12 protein-coding genes are annotated in these 15,037 nt (G+C 58.0%); 5 read left to right on the plus strand and 7 right to left on the minus strand.

Annotated elements, in window-relative coordinates; all coding sequences use genetic code 11:
- Positions 1-81 precede the first annotated feature (81 nt).
- The 4 genes from IGS61_RS12560 to IGS61_RS12575 all read left to right on the plus strand — a co-directional run bounded on the left by IGS61_RS12560 (position 82) and on the right by IGS61_RS12575 (position 2,995).
- Entirely contained in the window at positions 82-903 is an 822-nt protein-coding gene (locus tag IGS61_RS12560; protein WP_230539878.1) for a MipA/OmpV family protein, read from the plus strand.
- 103 nt (positions 904-1,006) lie between these two features.
- A complete protein-coding gene (locus IGS61_RS12565; RefSeq protein ID WP_230539879.1) occupies positions 1,007-1,546 on the plus strand; it encodes a universal stress protein in 540 nt (179 codons plus the stop codon).
- A 49-nt stretch (positions 1,547-1,595) separates the two neighbouring features.
- Positions 1,596-2,591 carry a VirK/YbjX family protein gene (locus IGS61_RS12570; RefSeq protein WP_230539880.1) on the plus strand — a complete coding sequence of 332 codons (996 nt, stop codon included), beginning with the start codon at positions 1,596-1,598 and terminating at the stop codon, positions 2,589-2,591.
- Positions 2,592-2,764: 173 nt separating this feature from the next.
- On the plus strand, positions 2,765-2,995 hold the full coding sequence (locus IGS61_RS12575) for a DUF6139 family protein (RefSeq protein ID WP_230539881.1): 231 nt from the start codon (positions 2,765-2,767) through the stop codon (positions 2,993-2,995).
- A gap of 63 nt (positions 2,996-3,058) precedes the next feature.
- Here IGS61_RS12575 and dnaE read toward each other — a convergent pair whose 3' ends face one another.
- Positions 3,059-6,607 (minus strand): DNA polymerase III subunit alpha, encoded by a 3,549-nt coding sequence (gene dnaE, locus IGS61_RS12580; protein ID WP_442908059.1) that lies wholly within the window; start codon positions 6,605-6,607, stop codon positions 3,059-3,061.
- 125 nt (positions 6,608-6,732) lie between these two features.
- Here dnaE and IGS61_RS12585 point away from each other — a divergent pair, with 125 nt between their 5' ends.
- The gene (locus IGS61_RS12585) at positions 6,733-7,629 is read left to right on the plus strand and encodes a sulfurtransferase (protein ID WP_230539883.1); all 897 of its coding nucleotides are present in this window, start codon (positions 6,733-6,735) and stop codon (positions 7,627-7,629) included.
- A gap of 107 nt (positions 7,630-7,736) precedes the next feature.
- On the opposite strand, the gene IGS61_RS12590 is transcribed toward IGS61_RS12585, so the two are convergent.
- The 6 genes from IGS61_RS12590 to IGS61_RS12615 all read right to left on the minus strand — a co-directional run bounded on the left by IGS61_RS12590 (position 7,737) and on the right by IGS61_RS12615 (position 15,028).
- Complete coding sequence (locus tag IGS61_RS12590; protein ID WP_230539884.1) at positions 7,737-9,005, minus strand: lipopolysaccharide biosynthesis protein; 1,269 nt, start codon at positions 9,003-9,005, stop codon at positions 7,737-7,739.
- A 52-nt stretch (positions 9,006-9,057) separates the two neighbouring features.
- Positions 9,058-11,004, minus strand: coding sequence for a polysaccharide biosynthesis protein (locus tag IGS61_RS12595; RefSeq protein ID WP_230539885.1), 1,947 nt, complete (start codon positions 11,002-11,004; stop codon positions 9,058-9,060).
- 115 nt (positions 11,005-11,119) lie between these two features.
- Positions 11,120-11,680 (minus strand): sugar transferase, encoded by a 561-nt coding sequence (locus tag IGS61_RS12600; protein WP_230539886.1) that lies wholly within the window; start codon positions 11,678-11,680, stop codon positions 11,120-11,122.
- A complete protein-coding gene (locus IGS61_RS12605) occupies positions 11,664-12,650 on the minus strand; it encodes an NAD-dependent epimerase/dehydratase family protein (protein WP_230539887.1) in 987 nt (328 codons plus the stop codon). Before IGS61_RS12605 ends, IGS61_RS12600 begins: the two co-directional genes overlap by 17 nt.
- Before the next feature lie 61 nt (positions 12,651-12,711).
- On the minus strand, positions 12,712-13,500 hold the full coding sequence (locus tag IGS61_RS12610) for a glycosyltransferase family 2 protein (RefSeq protein ID WP_230539888.1): 789 nt from the start codon (positions 13,498-13,500) through the stop codon (positions 12,712-12,714).
- Complete coding sequence (locus IGS61_RS12615; RefSeq protein ID WP_230539889.1) at positions 13,460-15,028, minus strand: capsular polysaccharide export protein, LipB/KpsS family; 1,569 nt, start codon at positions 15,026-15,028, stop codon at positions 13,460-13,462. Before IGS61_RS12615 ends, IGS61_RS12610 begins: the two co-directional genes overlap by 41 nt.
- Positions 15,029-15,037 lie beyond the last annotated feature (9 nt).

The following is a 15,037-nucleotide window of genomic DNA, read 5'->3' on the forward strand; positions in this document are numbered from 1 at the left end:
TTTCCTTCATGGCAAGGACCGATACTGTCCGCAGTCAATCGAGCCACTCCGGACTCGGTTCTCCACCTGACGGAACACTCCATGCACGCACCCACAACCCTGCTGACCTCGCTGGCACTCGCCAGCGGCATGATCCTCAACCCGCTGGCCGCCGCGGCGGCCGAACCGCCAGCGGAAAATGTCTTCACCATCGGCGGCGGCGTCGCCGCCGTATCCAGCTACTCCGGCTCCGACAAGCTGTCGGCCTCGCCGCTGATCATCCTCGACTACGCCATGGCCAATGGCGTGTTCATCAGCACCTCGCGCGGCATTGGCTATGGCGGCCAGGCCGGACCCTTCAGCTACAGCGCCGGGCTGGGCTACCGCGGCAAGCGCGAAGACCACAAGCGCACGGGTGTGAACGGTTTCGGCGGCAGCGATTATCTGAAGGGCATGGGCGAAGTCAAGGGCAACGCCAGCGCCCTGCTCAGCGCGGGCTATTCGCCATTGCCGGGCCTGTCGCTGAGCGTGTCGAGCGATATTCCCCTGTCGAACCGCGAAAATGGCGCGAATGTGCATTTCGGCGCGACTGGCCAGGTGTACGGCCGGGCCGATGCCAAGGGCGTGCAGCAAGACAGCGTGAGCATCGGCGGCCAGCTGGGCTGGGGCGAGCGCAAGTACGTGCAAACCATGTATGGCGTGACGGCCACCCAGGCCGCCAATACCTCGTTCAAGCAATACACGCCCAAGGGCGGTTTCTATGAGGCGCAGGCCACCATCAACTGGGAGCACCGCTTCGATGCGCGCTGGGGTATCAATACCCTGGTCGGCGTCGAGAGCCGCCTGGGCGACGCGGCCAAGAGCCCCATCGTGCAGCGCAAGACGGCGCCGATCGGTGCCGTGTACGTCACCTACCGCTATTGAAACGGGGGCGGCATAAGGGGAACCCGTACGCTGTTTCGCCAATTTACAGGGGGGGGGTGGCATGGATAAGATGACATGATTTTCCGACCAGATCCTCCCTGCCATGCATGCATCGCGTCTTGCCCCGCAACGCCACCGCGCCGCCGACAGCGCCGCGGGCGCGTGCGGCATGCCGGGCCAGGATACCTTGCTGCTGCTCCTGCCCGTCAAGCGCGCCAGCGACATCATCTACGGCGCGCGCTATGCCAGGCGCCTGCAGGAATGGGGCATCAAGGTTCGCGTCAACCTGTTGCACGTGACACCGGCGCCGCCACGCCAGGCCGACGGCCTGCCCCGGCACGGGTCCAGCGCATGCCAGGCACTGGACCTGGCCACGCAGCAGATGATGCACGAGGCAGGACTCTACCTGAGCCGTTCTGATCTCGCCTTCAGTACCCATATTTTCGCCGGCGAGCTGCTGTTTACGATACTCGATACGGCTGAATTGCTCGGTTGCCACGAAATCGTCCTGCCGGCCCTCCGGCACAGCCCCTGGCAGCGCCGCTTCGCCAGCGCGCTGGCGCGCAAGCTGGCGCGCGCCACGCGCAGCGCCACGGTATTGCTGGCCGATACCGACGGCATGAGCGGGCCGCCGCCCGCCTGAAGCGCCGCTGGCGCCACGCCCCATTCACATTCCTCATGGAAACTAATTAATGACACCAACCATCACCCTGCACGCAGGCTTGACCGATATGCCGCCAGGCATGTCGCGCACGCGCGAGCTGCTCAAGCTGCAATTGCGGGCACAGCTGCAGCGCCGGCAGACGCGCATCTGGCTGCAGCTGCTCAATTCCCATCCCGTGTTCCACGAGCTGCTGCAAGCCTATCCGCGCATGATGCACAAGGTGTACCGCCATTATCTGAGCACGAATCTGTCGTGCCGCCAGCGCGTCGCCATGCTGGTCGAACACTATGATTTCATCCTGCAACAAGGCTGGGGCAAGCTGATGGCGCAAGCGGCGCGCGCGCCGGTGCGGCTGGGCACCGTGCCGGGAAAGTCGGGCGCGCCCTACCATTTGCAGTTATGTTCGCTACAACCGATGGACCGCGAAGGCGAGATGGTTCTGCAACTGGTGCATGGCGATGATATGCTTTACTCGGTCGCGTTTACCTTTTTCGGTTCCCGCGCGCGCGCCAGCATGGGCGTGGGCATCGGCTGCATCCAGGGTCCGCACGGCGCGGAAGGCTTGCGCCGCGTGCGCGAGGCGACGCGCGACCTGCATGGCATGCGTCCCAAGGCCCTGATGGTGCGCCTGGTGCGCCAGTTGGGACATGAACATGGCTGCCGCACCATGGTGCTTGTAGGCAACGCCAACCGCGCCGTGCATCACGCCGCAAAAAAGAGCCGTCTGTTCGCCGACTACAATTCCCTTTGGCAAGAACTGGGCGCCCAGGCACGCCAGGATGGCGACTTCGAATTGCCATGCGAAAATCTGCCCTTGCCTGCCCTGGAAGAAATTCCTTCAAAGAAACGTTCGGAAGCCCGCAAGCGCCACGAACTGACATTGGCCATGATCAGCAGCCTGCGTAGCGGTCTCGACGCCCATCGCAGCCCCGTGCAGGTCGCCACGGCAGGCGCTGCCGCAGCTGCCAACCAGGTGGGGCTATCGGCCGATCTCGACGACGACTACGCTTCCGCTGCCGCCTGAAGCTCCCCGGCCACCGCACGGCGCCCGCCCTCGCGTCGTTGCTCGCCGTCACTTCCGCATCGCCGTTCCTGTCGCACGCGCTTCAACCCGTGCGCGGCACAATCCTGTTACGCTAGCGTTATCGGCATGCACTGCGGTGCGCCGGTTCCCCCAACGCTTACTAGGAGGCATTCATGCGCGTAGACATCTACCGCCGGGCCGAGCACGACGGCATTTTTTCCTATCTCGCCGTGCCGGAAGGAAAGCTCATTCCGGAAGAAGTGACCAATACCGACTGGCAACTGGAAGTACGCGCCAGCGAAGTGGCCGACGATGCCCAGGTCTTGCCCGACTACCATATCGAACAGCCGCACCAGCAAATCGCTGCCAAGGGTTATGCGATCACGGGCCTGAAAGACATGTAAACGAAAAAAGCCAAACCTGCATGCCTGCGGTTTGGCTTTGCTGTACGCGCCGGGCAGTGCCGGTCAGTATTCGACCGCCACCTCTTGCGCGCCCAGCATTTGCTCCAGCGCCATCTGCAATTCATCCGATGGCGCCACTTTCCACTCGTCGCCAAACTGCAGCACGCAGCTGACGCCTTGCGGGCTGACCTTGGCTGCGATCGGCAAGCCATCCACAGCCCGGTGCGGCATGATCACGTCGCTGATGCGTTTCATGTCCAGCGTCGTGGGCAAAGTCAAACCCAGCTGGCGGCCATACTGCACGCGCGCGGCGATGATGTCGAAGGCGCTCTCGGCCGTGATGCGCAAGCCGCCCGAAAAACGGTCTTCCGACACCTTGCCCACGACGGCGAGGAATTCATCTTCCTTGAAGATTTTCCGGTTGGAATCGAACAATTCGCCGTACACCGTCACCTCGACGGTACCGCTCTTGTCGTCCAGGGTGACGATGAGGATCTTGCCGCGCTGCGTCATCTGCGTGCGCAAGCCCGTGATGACGCCGGCCATCATGCGCGGCTCGCGCGACGGCGACAGTTCGGACAATTTCGTGCGTGCAAAACGGCGCGCCTCGGGCGCATACGAATCGAACAGGTGGCCGGACAGGTAAAAGCCCAGCGCGATCTTTTCTTCCGTCAGACGCTGTTTATCGCTCCACACGGGCACCTTGACGTACTCGGGCGGCGCCACCATGTCGCTGTCGTCGCCGCCGAACAGGCTCACCTGGTTCGCCGCCTTGGCGGCCTGGTCGGCGCACTCCATGGCGAAGGCCACGGATGCGAGCAGGATGGCGCGGTCGACCTTCAGGCAATCGAAGGCGCCGCTGCGGATCAGCGACTCGATGGTGCGGCGGTTGATTTGCTTTTTATCAACACGCTTGCAGAAATCGAACAGGCTCGTGAAGGGCCCGCCGGCCTCGCGCGCGGCGATGATGGCTTCGATGGCGTTCTGGCCCGAGCCCTTCACGGCACCCAGGCCGTAACGGATCTGCGTGACTTTCTTGCCGCTCACGGACGGCGCCGCGCCGCTCGGCATGAAGCGGTAATCGGATTCGTTGATGTCTGGCGGCAACAAGGTCAGCTTGCAGATTTCCAGCGAGTCTTCCACCAGAATCTTGATCTTGTCCGTGTCGTCCATGGCCAGCGACAAGTTGGCGGCCATGAAGGCGGCCGTGTGGTGCGCCTTTAAATACGCCGTGTGGTACGACAGCAGGGCGTAAGCGGCGGCGTGCGATTTGTTGAAACCATAGCCGGCGAACTTTTCCATCAAGTCGAAGATCTCGTCGGCCTTTTCCGCCGTCAAGCCATCTTTCGCCGCACCGGCGCGGAAGATCTCGCGGTGCTCGGCCATCTCTTCGGCCTTCTTTTTACCCATGGCGCGGCGCAGCATGTCGGCGCCGCCCAGCGAGTAGCCGCCGACGATCTGCGCCATCTGCATCACCTGCTCCTGATACACCATGATGCCGTAGGTTTCGGACAGAATCGATTCCGTGCGCGGATCGGGATAATCGAAGCGTTCGCCGTGCTTGCGCTTGCAGAAATCGGGAATCAGGTCCATCGGGCCCGGACGGTACAGCGCCACGAGCGCGATAATGTCTTCGAAACGGTCGGGACGCGCATCTTTCAGCATGCCCTGCATGCCGCGCGACTCCAGCTGGAACACGGCCACGGTCTTGGCCTTGGTCAGCAAGTCGTACGACGGCTTGTCGTTCAGCGGCAATGTTGCCAGATCGAAATTAGCTTGCGCGGGATCAAGCTGCTTGATGTAGCGCACGGCGCGGTCGAGAATCGTCAGCGTGGTCAGACCCAAAAAGTCGAACTTCACCAGGCCGACGGCTTCCACGTCATCCTTGTCGTATTGCGACACGACGCCCGAATCGCCGCCCTGCGTGTACAGCGGACAAAAATCCGTCAGCTTGCCCGGGGCGATCAGCACGCCACCCGCGTGCATGCCGATATTGCGCGTGATGCCTTCGACCTGCTGCGCCAGGTCCAGCAGCTGCTTGACCTCTTCCTCGTTTTCCAGGCGTTCCTTGAGCAGCGGCTCTTCCTCGATGGCGTCGGCGATCGACACGGGCTTACCGGGCTTGAACGGGATCAGCTTCGAGATGCCGTCGCAGAAGTTGTAGCCGAAGTCCATCACGCGGCCCACGTCGCGGATTGCGCCCTTGGCCGCCATGGTACCGAAAGTGGCGATCTGCGAGACGGCCTCCTTGCCGTACAAATCCTTGACGTGCTGGATGACGCGGTCGCGCCCTTCCTGGCAAAAGTCAATATCGAAGTCGGGCATCGAGACGCGTTCGGGATTCAAAAAGCGCTCGAACAGCAGGTTGTACTGCAATGGATCGAGGTCGGTAATGAGCAGCGAATACGCGACCAGCGAACCGGCGCCCGAACCGCGGCCCGGGCCGACGGGCACGCCGTTTTCCTTGGCCCACTGGATAAACTCGGCCACGATCAGGAAGTAGCCGGGGAATTTCATGTTGCAAATCGTGTCCGTCTCGAATTTCAAACGCGATTCATAGCGCGGGCGCTCCTTTTCGCGGCGCTCGGGATCCGGATACAGCTGCAATAGCCGTTTTTCCAGGCCCGCCTGCGATTCGGCGACGAGGAACTGGTCGATCGTCATGCCGTCCGGCGTGGGGAAGTTTGGCAGTTGCGGCTTGCCCAGGGTCAAGGTCAGGTTGCAGCGCTTGGCGATTTCCACGGAATTGGCCAGCGCGGCCGGCAAGTCGGCAAACAATTCCGCCATGTCGGCCTGCGACAGGAAGCGCTGGCTGTCATTGAAGCGCTTTACCCGCTTGGCGTTGGCCAGCATTTCGCCTTCGGCGATACAGGTGCGGGCTTCGTGGGCAATAAATTCTTCAGGGGAAATAAATTGCACGGGATGCGTGGCCACCACGGGCAAGCCCAGCTTGGCCGCCAGGGCCACCGCATGGCGCACCTGCGCTTCCTGGTTGGCCTGGCCGCCGCGCTGGATTTCGATATAGAAATGTCCAGGGAAAATCTCGGCCCAGCGCTGCGCATTGCGCTCGGCCAGGGCCAGGTTGCCATTCTCGATGGCGATGCCGACGTCGCCGAAATGCGCGCCGGACAACACGATCAAGCCATTCGCCGCGCTCTCGCCCGGGTACAGGTCGTAGGTATTCGTCGCCAGCGCCTGCAGCCACTCGATGCGCAGTTCGGCGCGCCCCTTGTACTGGTTCGTCAGCCATGCCGTCGACAGCAGTTCGCACAGCTGCAGATAGCCCATGCGGTTCTTCGCCAGCAACAGCAGGCGCGACGGTTTTTCGCGGTTGTCGTCATTCGTGATCCACACGTCGACGCCGACGATGGGCTTGATGCCCTTGCCGCGCGCTTCCTTGTAGAACTTGACCATGCCAAACAGGTTCGACAGATCGGTGACGGCCAGCGCCACCTGCTTGTCCTTCGCCGCCGCCTTGACCACGTCGTCGATGCGCACCAGGCCGTCGACGATCGAATACTCCGAGTGCACGCGCAAGTGGACAAATGCGGGCCCTTGCGGGGCTTGCGGTGAACCTGCCGGAGCGCCGGCCTCTTGCATTACCATTTCCATCCTGTGTACCGTTTCGTGCAAAATTCAATGGGGTCTATTCTACCGCGTCGCGCGTACGGACCGGGTATCCTGCCTGGCCTGTCGGGCTTATAATATCGGCTGTTCAGTCTAAGCCGATCGCCATCATGCAAGCCATCACCCCAGCAACACCCGCCGTTTCCGCCACCGTCTGCCCGCCGGCCGCCACGTTTGTCAATATCGCCGCGTATAAATTCATCACGCTGGCCGATACGGAAGCCATGCGTCCCTTGTACCAGGAGCAATGCCTGGCGCTGGGACTGAAGGGCACGATCCTGCTGACGCCGGAGGGTATCAACATGTTCCTGTCGGGCACGCGCGAGCATATCGACAGCTTCCTCGCTTGGGTGCGCAGCGACGACCGTCTGGCCGATCTGGAATGGAAGGAAAGCTTGTCGAACGAGCAATCGCACAAGCGCATGCTGGTCAAGCTGAAAAAAGAAATCATCACCATGCGCATGCCGCTGATCAAGCCGGAACTGGGCCGCGCCCCGTCCGTCGACGCGCATACGCTCAAGCGCTGGCTCGATGCCGGCGTCGATGACGCGGGTAAACCGGTGGTCATGATGGAAACGCGCAACGCCTTTGAAGTGGACGTGGGCACGTTCAACAACACGCTCGATTACCGTATTGACAAGTTTACGGAATTCCCGGCCGTGGCCGCCGCCCACAAGGACGAACTGGAAGGCAAGACCGTCGTCACCTTCTGCACGGGCGGCATCCGCTGCGAAAAGGCCGCCATCCACATGAAGGAAATCGGCTACGACAGCGTGTACCAGCTCGACGGCGGCATTTTGAAATATTTCGAGGAAGTGGGCGGCGAGCACTACACGGGCGACTGCTTCGTCTTCGACTACCGCACGGCCCTGAACCCGAAACTGGAACCGACGGAAACCGTGCAATGTTTTGTGTGCCGCGCCGTCGTCACGCCGCGCCAGCAACTGGCGCCGGAATATGTCTACGAGGTATCTTGCCCGCATTGCTACAACAGTGACGAAAAATGAGAAGCGGCTCACCGCGCCTGCAGTAAACTGAAATGCCCATCCTGGCCGTTGCCTGCCAGGATGGGCATTTCCATTCCGCCAGCACATGGCGGTCATTGTGACGACAGTTAGTCAGCCAACTTCAACCGGTTTGCCCGCCACCAGCTACGGCCGAACACCAACAACGAGAAGAACGCCAGACCGGTCAGAAAACCCGCCAGCAAGCTATTCGACAAGCGGCTGGTGCGGCTTTCTGGCAAGGTGGGTCCCGCAATAAAGCGGCTCTTTTCCAGATAGACGGCCGTGGCTTTCTGATTATCGACCGTAATCGTATTGAACACCTCCTTGACTGACTCATCATTCAAGTCCCTCTTCTTGAAGACATTTTCCTTGATCGATTCGAGCGAACGCAAGACCGCCTCGCCGGACTTATTGCTATCGAGCACAACCTTGGCGCCATCATAGTATTCGCGCAATATGAGATTTTGCTTTTGTTCACGCAGCGCCTTGAGAATTGCTTCGTTTGCCATCAAGGCATCTACCTCGGTTGACATCAACTGCGTCGATGGCGACAGATAACGCGCATTGTCCTCGGTCACGCTGACCACCTGGCGGCTTCCCTGCCCCGCAGCATCAGGATAGCGCGAAACAATTTTTCTCAAGGTATCGCCTTTACGGGCAAAACTTTCCAGCTTCTCTTTGTTGCTGATAATCTCATTATCGAGCTTGGTAATCTTGCTCGTCAAATCCAGGTGTTTGGAACGCAAGAAGTCGGAATATACCAGGTAAATCACACTATCCATCGTATAACGGCCCAGCAGGGCAACCATACGTTGCCCATCCTGGGGCGTCGTCGCCTCGTAACTGATACGCAAACCGATAACATTATTGCTGATATCCTTGGCTGTATCCATCAACTCCTTGGCATCGAGCTTGGTCATCGGATAAATCGGCTCCAGAAATTTGGAAAAATTGTTGCGCACGATCAGCGTATGGCGTAACTCTTGCACTGTAGGGTCATTGTTCAGCTTAACTTGTTGCATATAGTCGTCAAAGCGACCACTACTGCTTAATGCCGCCACATAGCGCTTATAGTCGCCCAGCGCGATACCTGGAGGTGGCTCCTTTTCTTTTTCTTTTTCTTTCTCTTTATCCTTGTCTCTTTCACCATTGACCTGTTCTTTCAGTACCGGAATTGCACCGCCAAACTGGTAAAAGCCCTCGCTTTTGTACGTTGCCGTATACAAGGTAAATAATACGCACAATATCATCACGACCACCGTACCGCCCACGATCAATTTACGGCCTTTCCATAAAACGATCAGTACCTCCGTCAAGGAAAATTCAGGCGCACCTTGCTGCTCTGGCGCTTGTTTCATTTCTACCAATTTGTCCATGATTCTTCTTTAAGTAATAAGTACATCAAAAATAAAAGCAATTATCTGACCATCAGTCTGCATTGGCCTGGCGCGCCATTACCACGACCGGGCTATTGGATTGCGCAGTCCGCTGGGCATTCCAGACCCAGTCCTCGATACCGCACTGCGGTTCATATTCGGTAACGATTTCCAGCAACAACGTTCGTACGGCGGCCTGGTCAAACTGATCGCATGCCATCGTCAATGCGCTCAGCATACCTTCCAGCTTTGCCCAGGGGATTTCAACCTCGCGCGCACGCATGATCAACGGATGATCCGTACCTTCAACATTGTCTCCAATCAACAATTCCTCATACAGCTTTTCGCCTGGACGCAAACCAACATGATGAATTTCGATGGTGCCATCGGGCGCCTGTTCACTTTTGACTTCCAGTCCACTCAAATGCACCATGCGCTTGGCCAGGTCGACGATCTTGACAGGGTCACCCATATCCAGAACAAAAACATCTCCCCCCTGTCCCATGGCACCCGCCTGCAATACCAGCTGCGCGGCCTCGGGAATTGTCATGAAATAACGCGTGATTTCCGGATGCGTGATCGTAATCGGCCCGCCCGCCATAATCTGTTTGCGGAACAAGGGCACAACCGAGCCAGACGATCCCAGTACATTGCCAAAACGAACCATACAAAACCGCGTCTTGTCCTGTTTACGGGAAAATGCCTGCAAAATCAGCTCTGCCAGCCGTTTGGTGGAGCCCATCACATTGGTTGGACGAACGGCCTTGTCTGTAGAAATGAGTACAAAACGCTTCACCTGGGCATCGATCGCAGCACGCGCCATGCTCAGCGTTCCCAATGCATTGTTACGTATACCTTCGATTGGATTGTGCTCCACCAAGGGAACATGTTTATACGCAGCGGCATGATACAAAGTTTCAACACGGAAAGTTCGTAGTATTCTTTCGCACTTGGCTGTTTCCAGCACGGATCCCAGGAACGGCAGCAACTCCACCTCGACCCGCAGGATTTTTTTCAATCCTTGCAATTCTTGTTCGATGGAATACAAGGCAAATTCCGACATTTCATACAGAATCAGACAAGCTGGCCGCTGACGCAATATCTGGCGGCACAATTCGGAGCCGATCGAACCACCTGCGCCAGTCACCATAACTGTCTTGCCAGAAATGCACATAGCCATCAAGTCCTGATCCGGCTCCACCGCGTCGCGCCCCAGCAAATCCTCGATTTCGATTTCGCGCAAATCCTGCACCTGCGTACTGGCGCGTATCAAGCTCTTGATCGGCGAAGTCACCAAGGTCTTGATTTTCAGCGGTTCCAGCTTTTCCAGAATACGGCGTTGCTGCGCCTTGCTCAGGGACGGCATGGCAAGCAGCACCTTACTGATGTCCTTGCTTGCCACCAAATCAGACAAAGCTTCGGGTGCATATACCCGTATGCCGCCGATACTGGCGCCATGCAGTTCTTTCTTGTCGTCAATCAGAGCGACTACCTTGTACTCGCCAGCATGGTTCAGGGCCTGGGCCAGTTGATTGCCGGAAGCGCCAGCGCCATAAACGACCACGCGTATGCCATCCGCACGCCGGTTAGCGTACAAAAAATACGCGCGCGCCAGGAAACGGCTGGCCGCCACATACATGATGGCGCACACCCAGAAAATACCGAAAACGCCGCGCGACAAACCATTCATGCCATTCAAAAACACGGCCATGGCCAGCAATACGGCCACGGACAAACTGACGCCAAGAAAAACCACATAAACGATCTTGTAGTCGATAAAGCGGATCACTGCGCGGTACAAGCCCAATTTGATAAAAATAGGCAATGAGACGAGCGGCGCCGCCAGGATCAGCCAAATGTAGGGGGAAAACTGGGCATTTGCCAAGCCATCGAAACGCAATGCAATCGCAATGCAAAAAGTCAGCGGCAAGAAAAACAGATCAGCAAACGCCGCCACAATTTGCTTGTGAAAACGCGAAAAATTGAATATCGGCTTCATTCAAAGGTTCCTTTTTCTACAGCGGCTGGCGCCAATGCCAGGCAGCACCTGGCCTGCGCCATGAGCGATACGCGATTGCCAGGCACAATCTCTGGCAAACCGGACGAGATATTCATCAATGGGTCACTCCATCCCGGCGCACCACCTTCAGGAACGTCAGGAACAGAATGCGCAGATCCAGTGCCAGTGAACGGCGCTGCAAGTACTCGGCATCCAGTTTGACCTTCTCCACGATAGGCAATTCATCGCGCCCATTGATTTGCGCCCATCCCGTCAAGCCAGGCAAGATGCCATCGACACCATGGCGGCTGCGCAATTCGATCAGATCGTACTGGTTGAACAAGGCCGGACGTGGCCCCACAAAGCTCATGTCGCCCTTCAATATGCTCCACAATTGCGGCAATTCGTCGAGGCTGGACTTACGCAAAAAGGAACCCACCGGGGTCAGGAATTGCTTGGGGTCCGGAAGCAAATGCGTCGCCACAGCGGGAGTATCGACACGCATGGTGCGAAACTTCGGCATCTTGAATATCTTGTTTTGCCGCCCCACACGATCAGACCAATAAACAATGGGCCCCGCGGACGTCAGCCGCACCATCAGAGCGACCAGGCCAACCGGAATCAGCAGCAACAACGACGCGATCAACGCCAATACCAAATCAAATACTCGTTTCATTCATCTTCCCTGATATGTATTCCCGTCCCGCGCGCTCGAGTGCCGCGCTACTATTGTATGGCGCGCGCCAACCAAGAATGGACTTTGCTTTAGTTGTATCTACCAGCAATTGTGCGGTCAATTTCGCATACATCTGCCGCTTCCCGCAGAGCGTCGCCACGGCCCGTACCACGGCCGCAGGAATGGGCCATATATGTTGCTTTTTTCCCATGCCCGTCCCTATGTGCCGGAAAATATCTCCCAGCGTCAAACTTTGCTCATCGGACACAAGAAATGTTTCTCCGGCAGCGGCCGGATGCATGGCGCACACATGCAGAAAATCCACCAGATTCCAGATGCTTAACAAACTGCGCCGGGCGGCGATTCTACCAAAGGGCAATGGTAGGGACTTTGCTGCCAGCTTGAGCAACAAGGCAAAATTGCCCGGTGCATCAGGGCCGAAAACCAGCGTCGGACGCACAATGACAAATTGCATTTCGGATGCTGGAATCAGCTCCCCTATCATTTGCTCTGCTTCATACTTGCTGATCGCATACAAGTCATGCGGAGCTGCCGCATCGGCCTCCGTAAATGGATGCGCAGCGCTGGCATTCCCATTCACGCCGATCGAGCTGACAAAGACGAAGCGCTTGACGCCGCAACGCGCCGCATCGGCGATCAGGTGCCGCGTCAGCTCCACATTTACCTTGCGAAACTCCGCCAGCGGATCGGCCACCTGATCGTGCAAGACATGGGCACGCCCGGCAAGGTGGACGACGACATCGCAGCCCTCAAACACCCGACTGTCCGGCGCCAGCGCAGCCAGATCCTGGACGACTTGCCTTACCTTGACCGGCTGCGCGCCCTGCGCACGCACGATCGCCCGCACCTGGTGCTGCTTATCGCTCAAGTGGACGCATAACTGCCTGCCGATAAAGCCATTTGCACCAGTGACGGCGATGTGTCTGGATTCACCTTGATTATTTTGCACAATATAATTACCTGAAGAAAAACTACGATGCCAGCTCACGCTGGCAAGGGCGAATGGCCATCTATAAATTGCGATACTTTCTGGATGCATTCCAGGCATAGTTCACGAAATACCACGACGAAGCCAGGACGCCCAATTTTTCCAGGTCGCGATAGGCACGCCACACTTTCATGGCCGACTTGCTCTTGTTGCGGGAGAGTGATTGATTCACCACACGGTAACGCATCAGGTCTTCGCGCAAGCCATGCGCGACCAACCCGCGCTTGAGCACGGTCAGCCACAGGGCAAAATCATCATAATAGGTATGCGTGATGGCAAATGGCCCCGTCTTTTCGCGATCGATGATGGCCGTGGACGTGGCGATTGCCGTATTGCCCAGCAACTGCCGATACGTGAGGCTCAAGGGGATGGCAATCGGTTCGCCACAGCTATCGCCGTTCTCGGAAATGCGCCGGAAACTGGTGTAGGACAAGGGGGCCGCAGTACTTTCCATGAACGCCAGCTGGCGCGTGAGCTTTTCCGGCAGCCACACATCATCGCTATCGAGAAACGCGATATAGCGGCCGCTGGCAGCCTTCAAGGCCGTTTCGCGCGCCACTGCCGCGCCACCGTTTTTTTCATGGCGAATCAGGCGAATGCGTGCGTCATCCGCAGCCAGGCGCTCGATGACCGCGCAAGTATCATCTTTCGAACAATCATCGACGATCAACATTTCCCAGTGCGGGTAAGACTGGCTTTGCGCCGAACGTATCGTCTCTTCCACAAACCTGGCCGCGTTATAGGCCGGTGTGATGATCGATACCAGTTTATTATTTTCCATGCCACAAATCCCCTGTAGGTAACTTTTCACGCGCGCGGTCCAGCCAGCGCAAACCAACGCGACGGCCGATGTCAATTTCCGGACGTACAGGCCTTGCCTCATCGAATACAGCCAACTGATCCCATTTCTTGTCCAGCATCTTGGCAACCACCTCCATTTCGCTACTGTCGTCGGCGGCCACTTCCGGGTCGTCGGCTTCGAGCATGCCGGAACACAACGCGCGCACGATCCTGTCGGCGTCGGCACCCGCAAAATAGCGGTAGCGCGTGGGCGTCAGCGCTTCGACAAAATCCGTGAATTGAGCAAAGCGGCGCGCCATCGTATAGCCGTAGCGCAAGGTGCGGCGAATCACATCCAGCGGTTCATGTTGTTCCAATGCCTGCAGCTTGTGCAATTCGCTACGCTTGTCCAGATGCACGGCGATACCCGCTTCCTGATACGTGGAATGCCCCAGACAAATAATTTTCTTGCCGCAGGCACCCGCCTCAAACGCCGCGCTGCTGCCATTGACCAGCAAGATGTCGCATTGCTGGATCAAGTCAAAAGTACTGGCTGTTTCGCGTGCGCCGATGCAGCGGATGCCCTGGCCTTTTGCCCAGTCGGCATAATAGCGTTCGGAGCTGGCACCGTCGGCGACGCCAATCTTTTCGCTCCAATTGGGATGACAACGCAGCACTACATTCGCCGCGGGAATACCCAGCGATGCCAGCACCAGTTCAAAGCCTTCCACATAGCTTTCCCAGCCGCTTTCCTGTTCAGGGTGTCCCTGAAATTCATTACGGCTGCTTGGCAGTATCAACACCTTGGGCCCGGCAACGGCATCGGTCGGCCAGTCGGCCTGGGTGGCATTCAGGTTATAGGCACGCCACTCTTTCAGATTCGTGCGCACAAAGCGCGAGGCGATTAACTGGGCCGCCACGCCAGCCTGGCGCGCGGTCAACGGCACGTCGCGGTACTGGATATTCAGACGGTCGACGTCTTTCAAGGACAGACAATTAGCTTGTGGGATGAATTGCAACCCATCACTAAACCATGGCCGTTCCATCGTCAGGTAAGGAATGTCCAGCTGTTCGCACGCATAAGTGATGGCACGCGTGCCATCCATCCTGCCATTAAAGCAAATCACGCCATCCAGCTGATTGCTCTTGATCCATTGCGCGGCATTGCCAAACATCGTTTCGACGGGCTTGTAGAATGTTTCTCTAAGCGCCAGATAGTCCGGCAAATGCGTATCGGCCTCCGTTTCGGTACGCAGCAAGGTGCATGCGCTCGATGAGGCCAATAAGTTACGTTCATCTTCGGACAAGTTGACGCGATGCTTGGCGCGGACCGACGTGATTTGCGAAACCGGGAACGAACGGATACCGCCTGCCATGCAAGTAGGACATTCCGCCAACTTGGAGGTTCCCTTCAAGGCCCGCCCATAACAATTGTCCAGCGCACCGTCGCATGTCAGGAAGAACAATTCATGGCCGGCCTCCTTCAGCAGTGTCGACACATAATACAAATGTTCGACATGGGGCCGAAACGAATACAGGGAAACTAAACCTAAACGCATTTTTACACC

The sequence above is a fragment of the Janthinobacterium sp. FW305-129 genome (assembly GCF_020858115.1).
Taxonomy (GTDB): domain Bacteria; phylum Pseudomonadota; class Gammaproteobacteria; order Burkholderiales; family Burkholderiaceae_D; genus Janthinobacterium.

Excerpts from the sequence above, each read along its gene's own strand:
- dnaE (WP_442908059.1), bottom strand. The coding sequence starts at position 6,607 with ATGGAAATGGTAATGCAAGAGGCCGGCGCTCCGGCAGGTTCACCGCAA.
- IGS61_RS12590 (WP_230539884.1), bottom strand. The coding sequence starts at position 9,005 with ATGGACAAATTGGTAGAAATGAAACAAGCGCCAGAGCAGCAAGGTGCG.
- IGS61_RS12575 (WP_230539881.1), top strand. The coding sequence starts at position 2,765 with ATGCGCGTAGACATCTACCGCCGGGCCGAGCACGACGGCATTTTTTCC.
- IGS61_RS12585 (WP_230539883.1), top strand. The coding sequence starts at position 6,733 with ATGCAAGCCATCACCCCAGCAACACCCGCCGTTTCCGCCACCGTCTGC.
- IGS61_RS12595 (WP_230539885.1), bottom strand. The coding sequence starts at position 11,004 with ATGAAGCCGATATTCAATTTTTCGCGTTTTCACAAGCAAATTGTGGCG.
- IGS61_RS12570 (WP_230539880.1), top strand. The coding sequence starts at position 1,596 with ATGACACCAACCATCACCCTGCACGCAGGCTTGACCGATATGCCGCCA.
- IGS61_RS12560 (WP_230539878.1), top strand. The coding sequence starts at position 82 with ATGCACGCACCCACAACCCTGCTGACCTCGCTGGCACTCGCCAGCGGC.
- IGS61_RS12615 (WP_230539889.1), bottom strand. The coding sequence starts at position 15,028 with ATGCGTTTAGGTTTAGTTTCCCTGTATTCGTTTCGGCCCCATGTCGAA.
- IGS61_RS12600 (WP_230539886.1), bottom strand. The coding sequence starts at position 11,680 with ATGAAACGAGTATTTGATTTGGTATTGGCGTTGATCGCGTCGTTGTTG.
- IGS61_RS12565 (WP_230539879.1), top strand. The coding sequence starts at position 1,007 with ATGCATGCATCGCGTCTTGCCCCGCAACGCCACCGCGCCGCCGACAGC.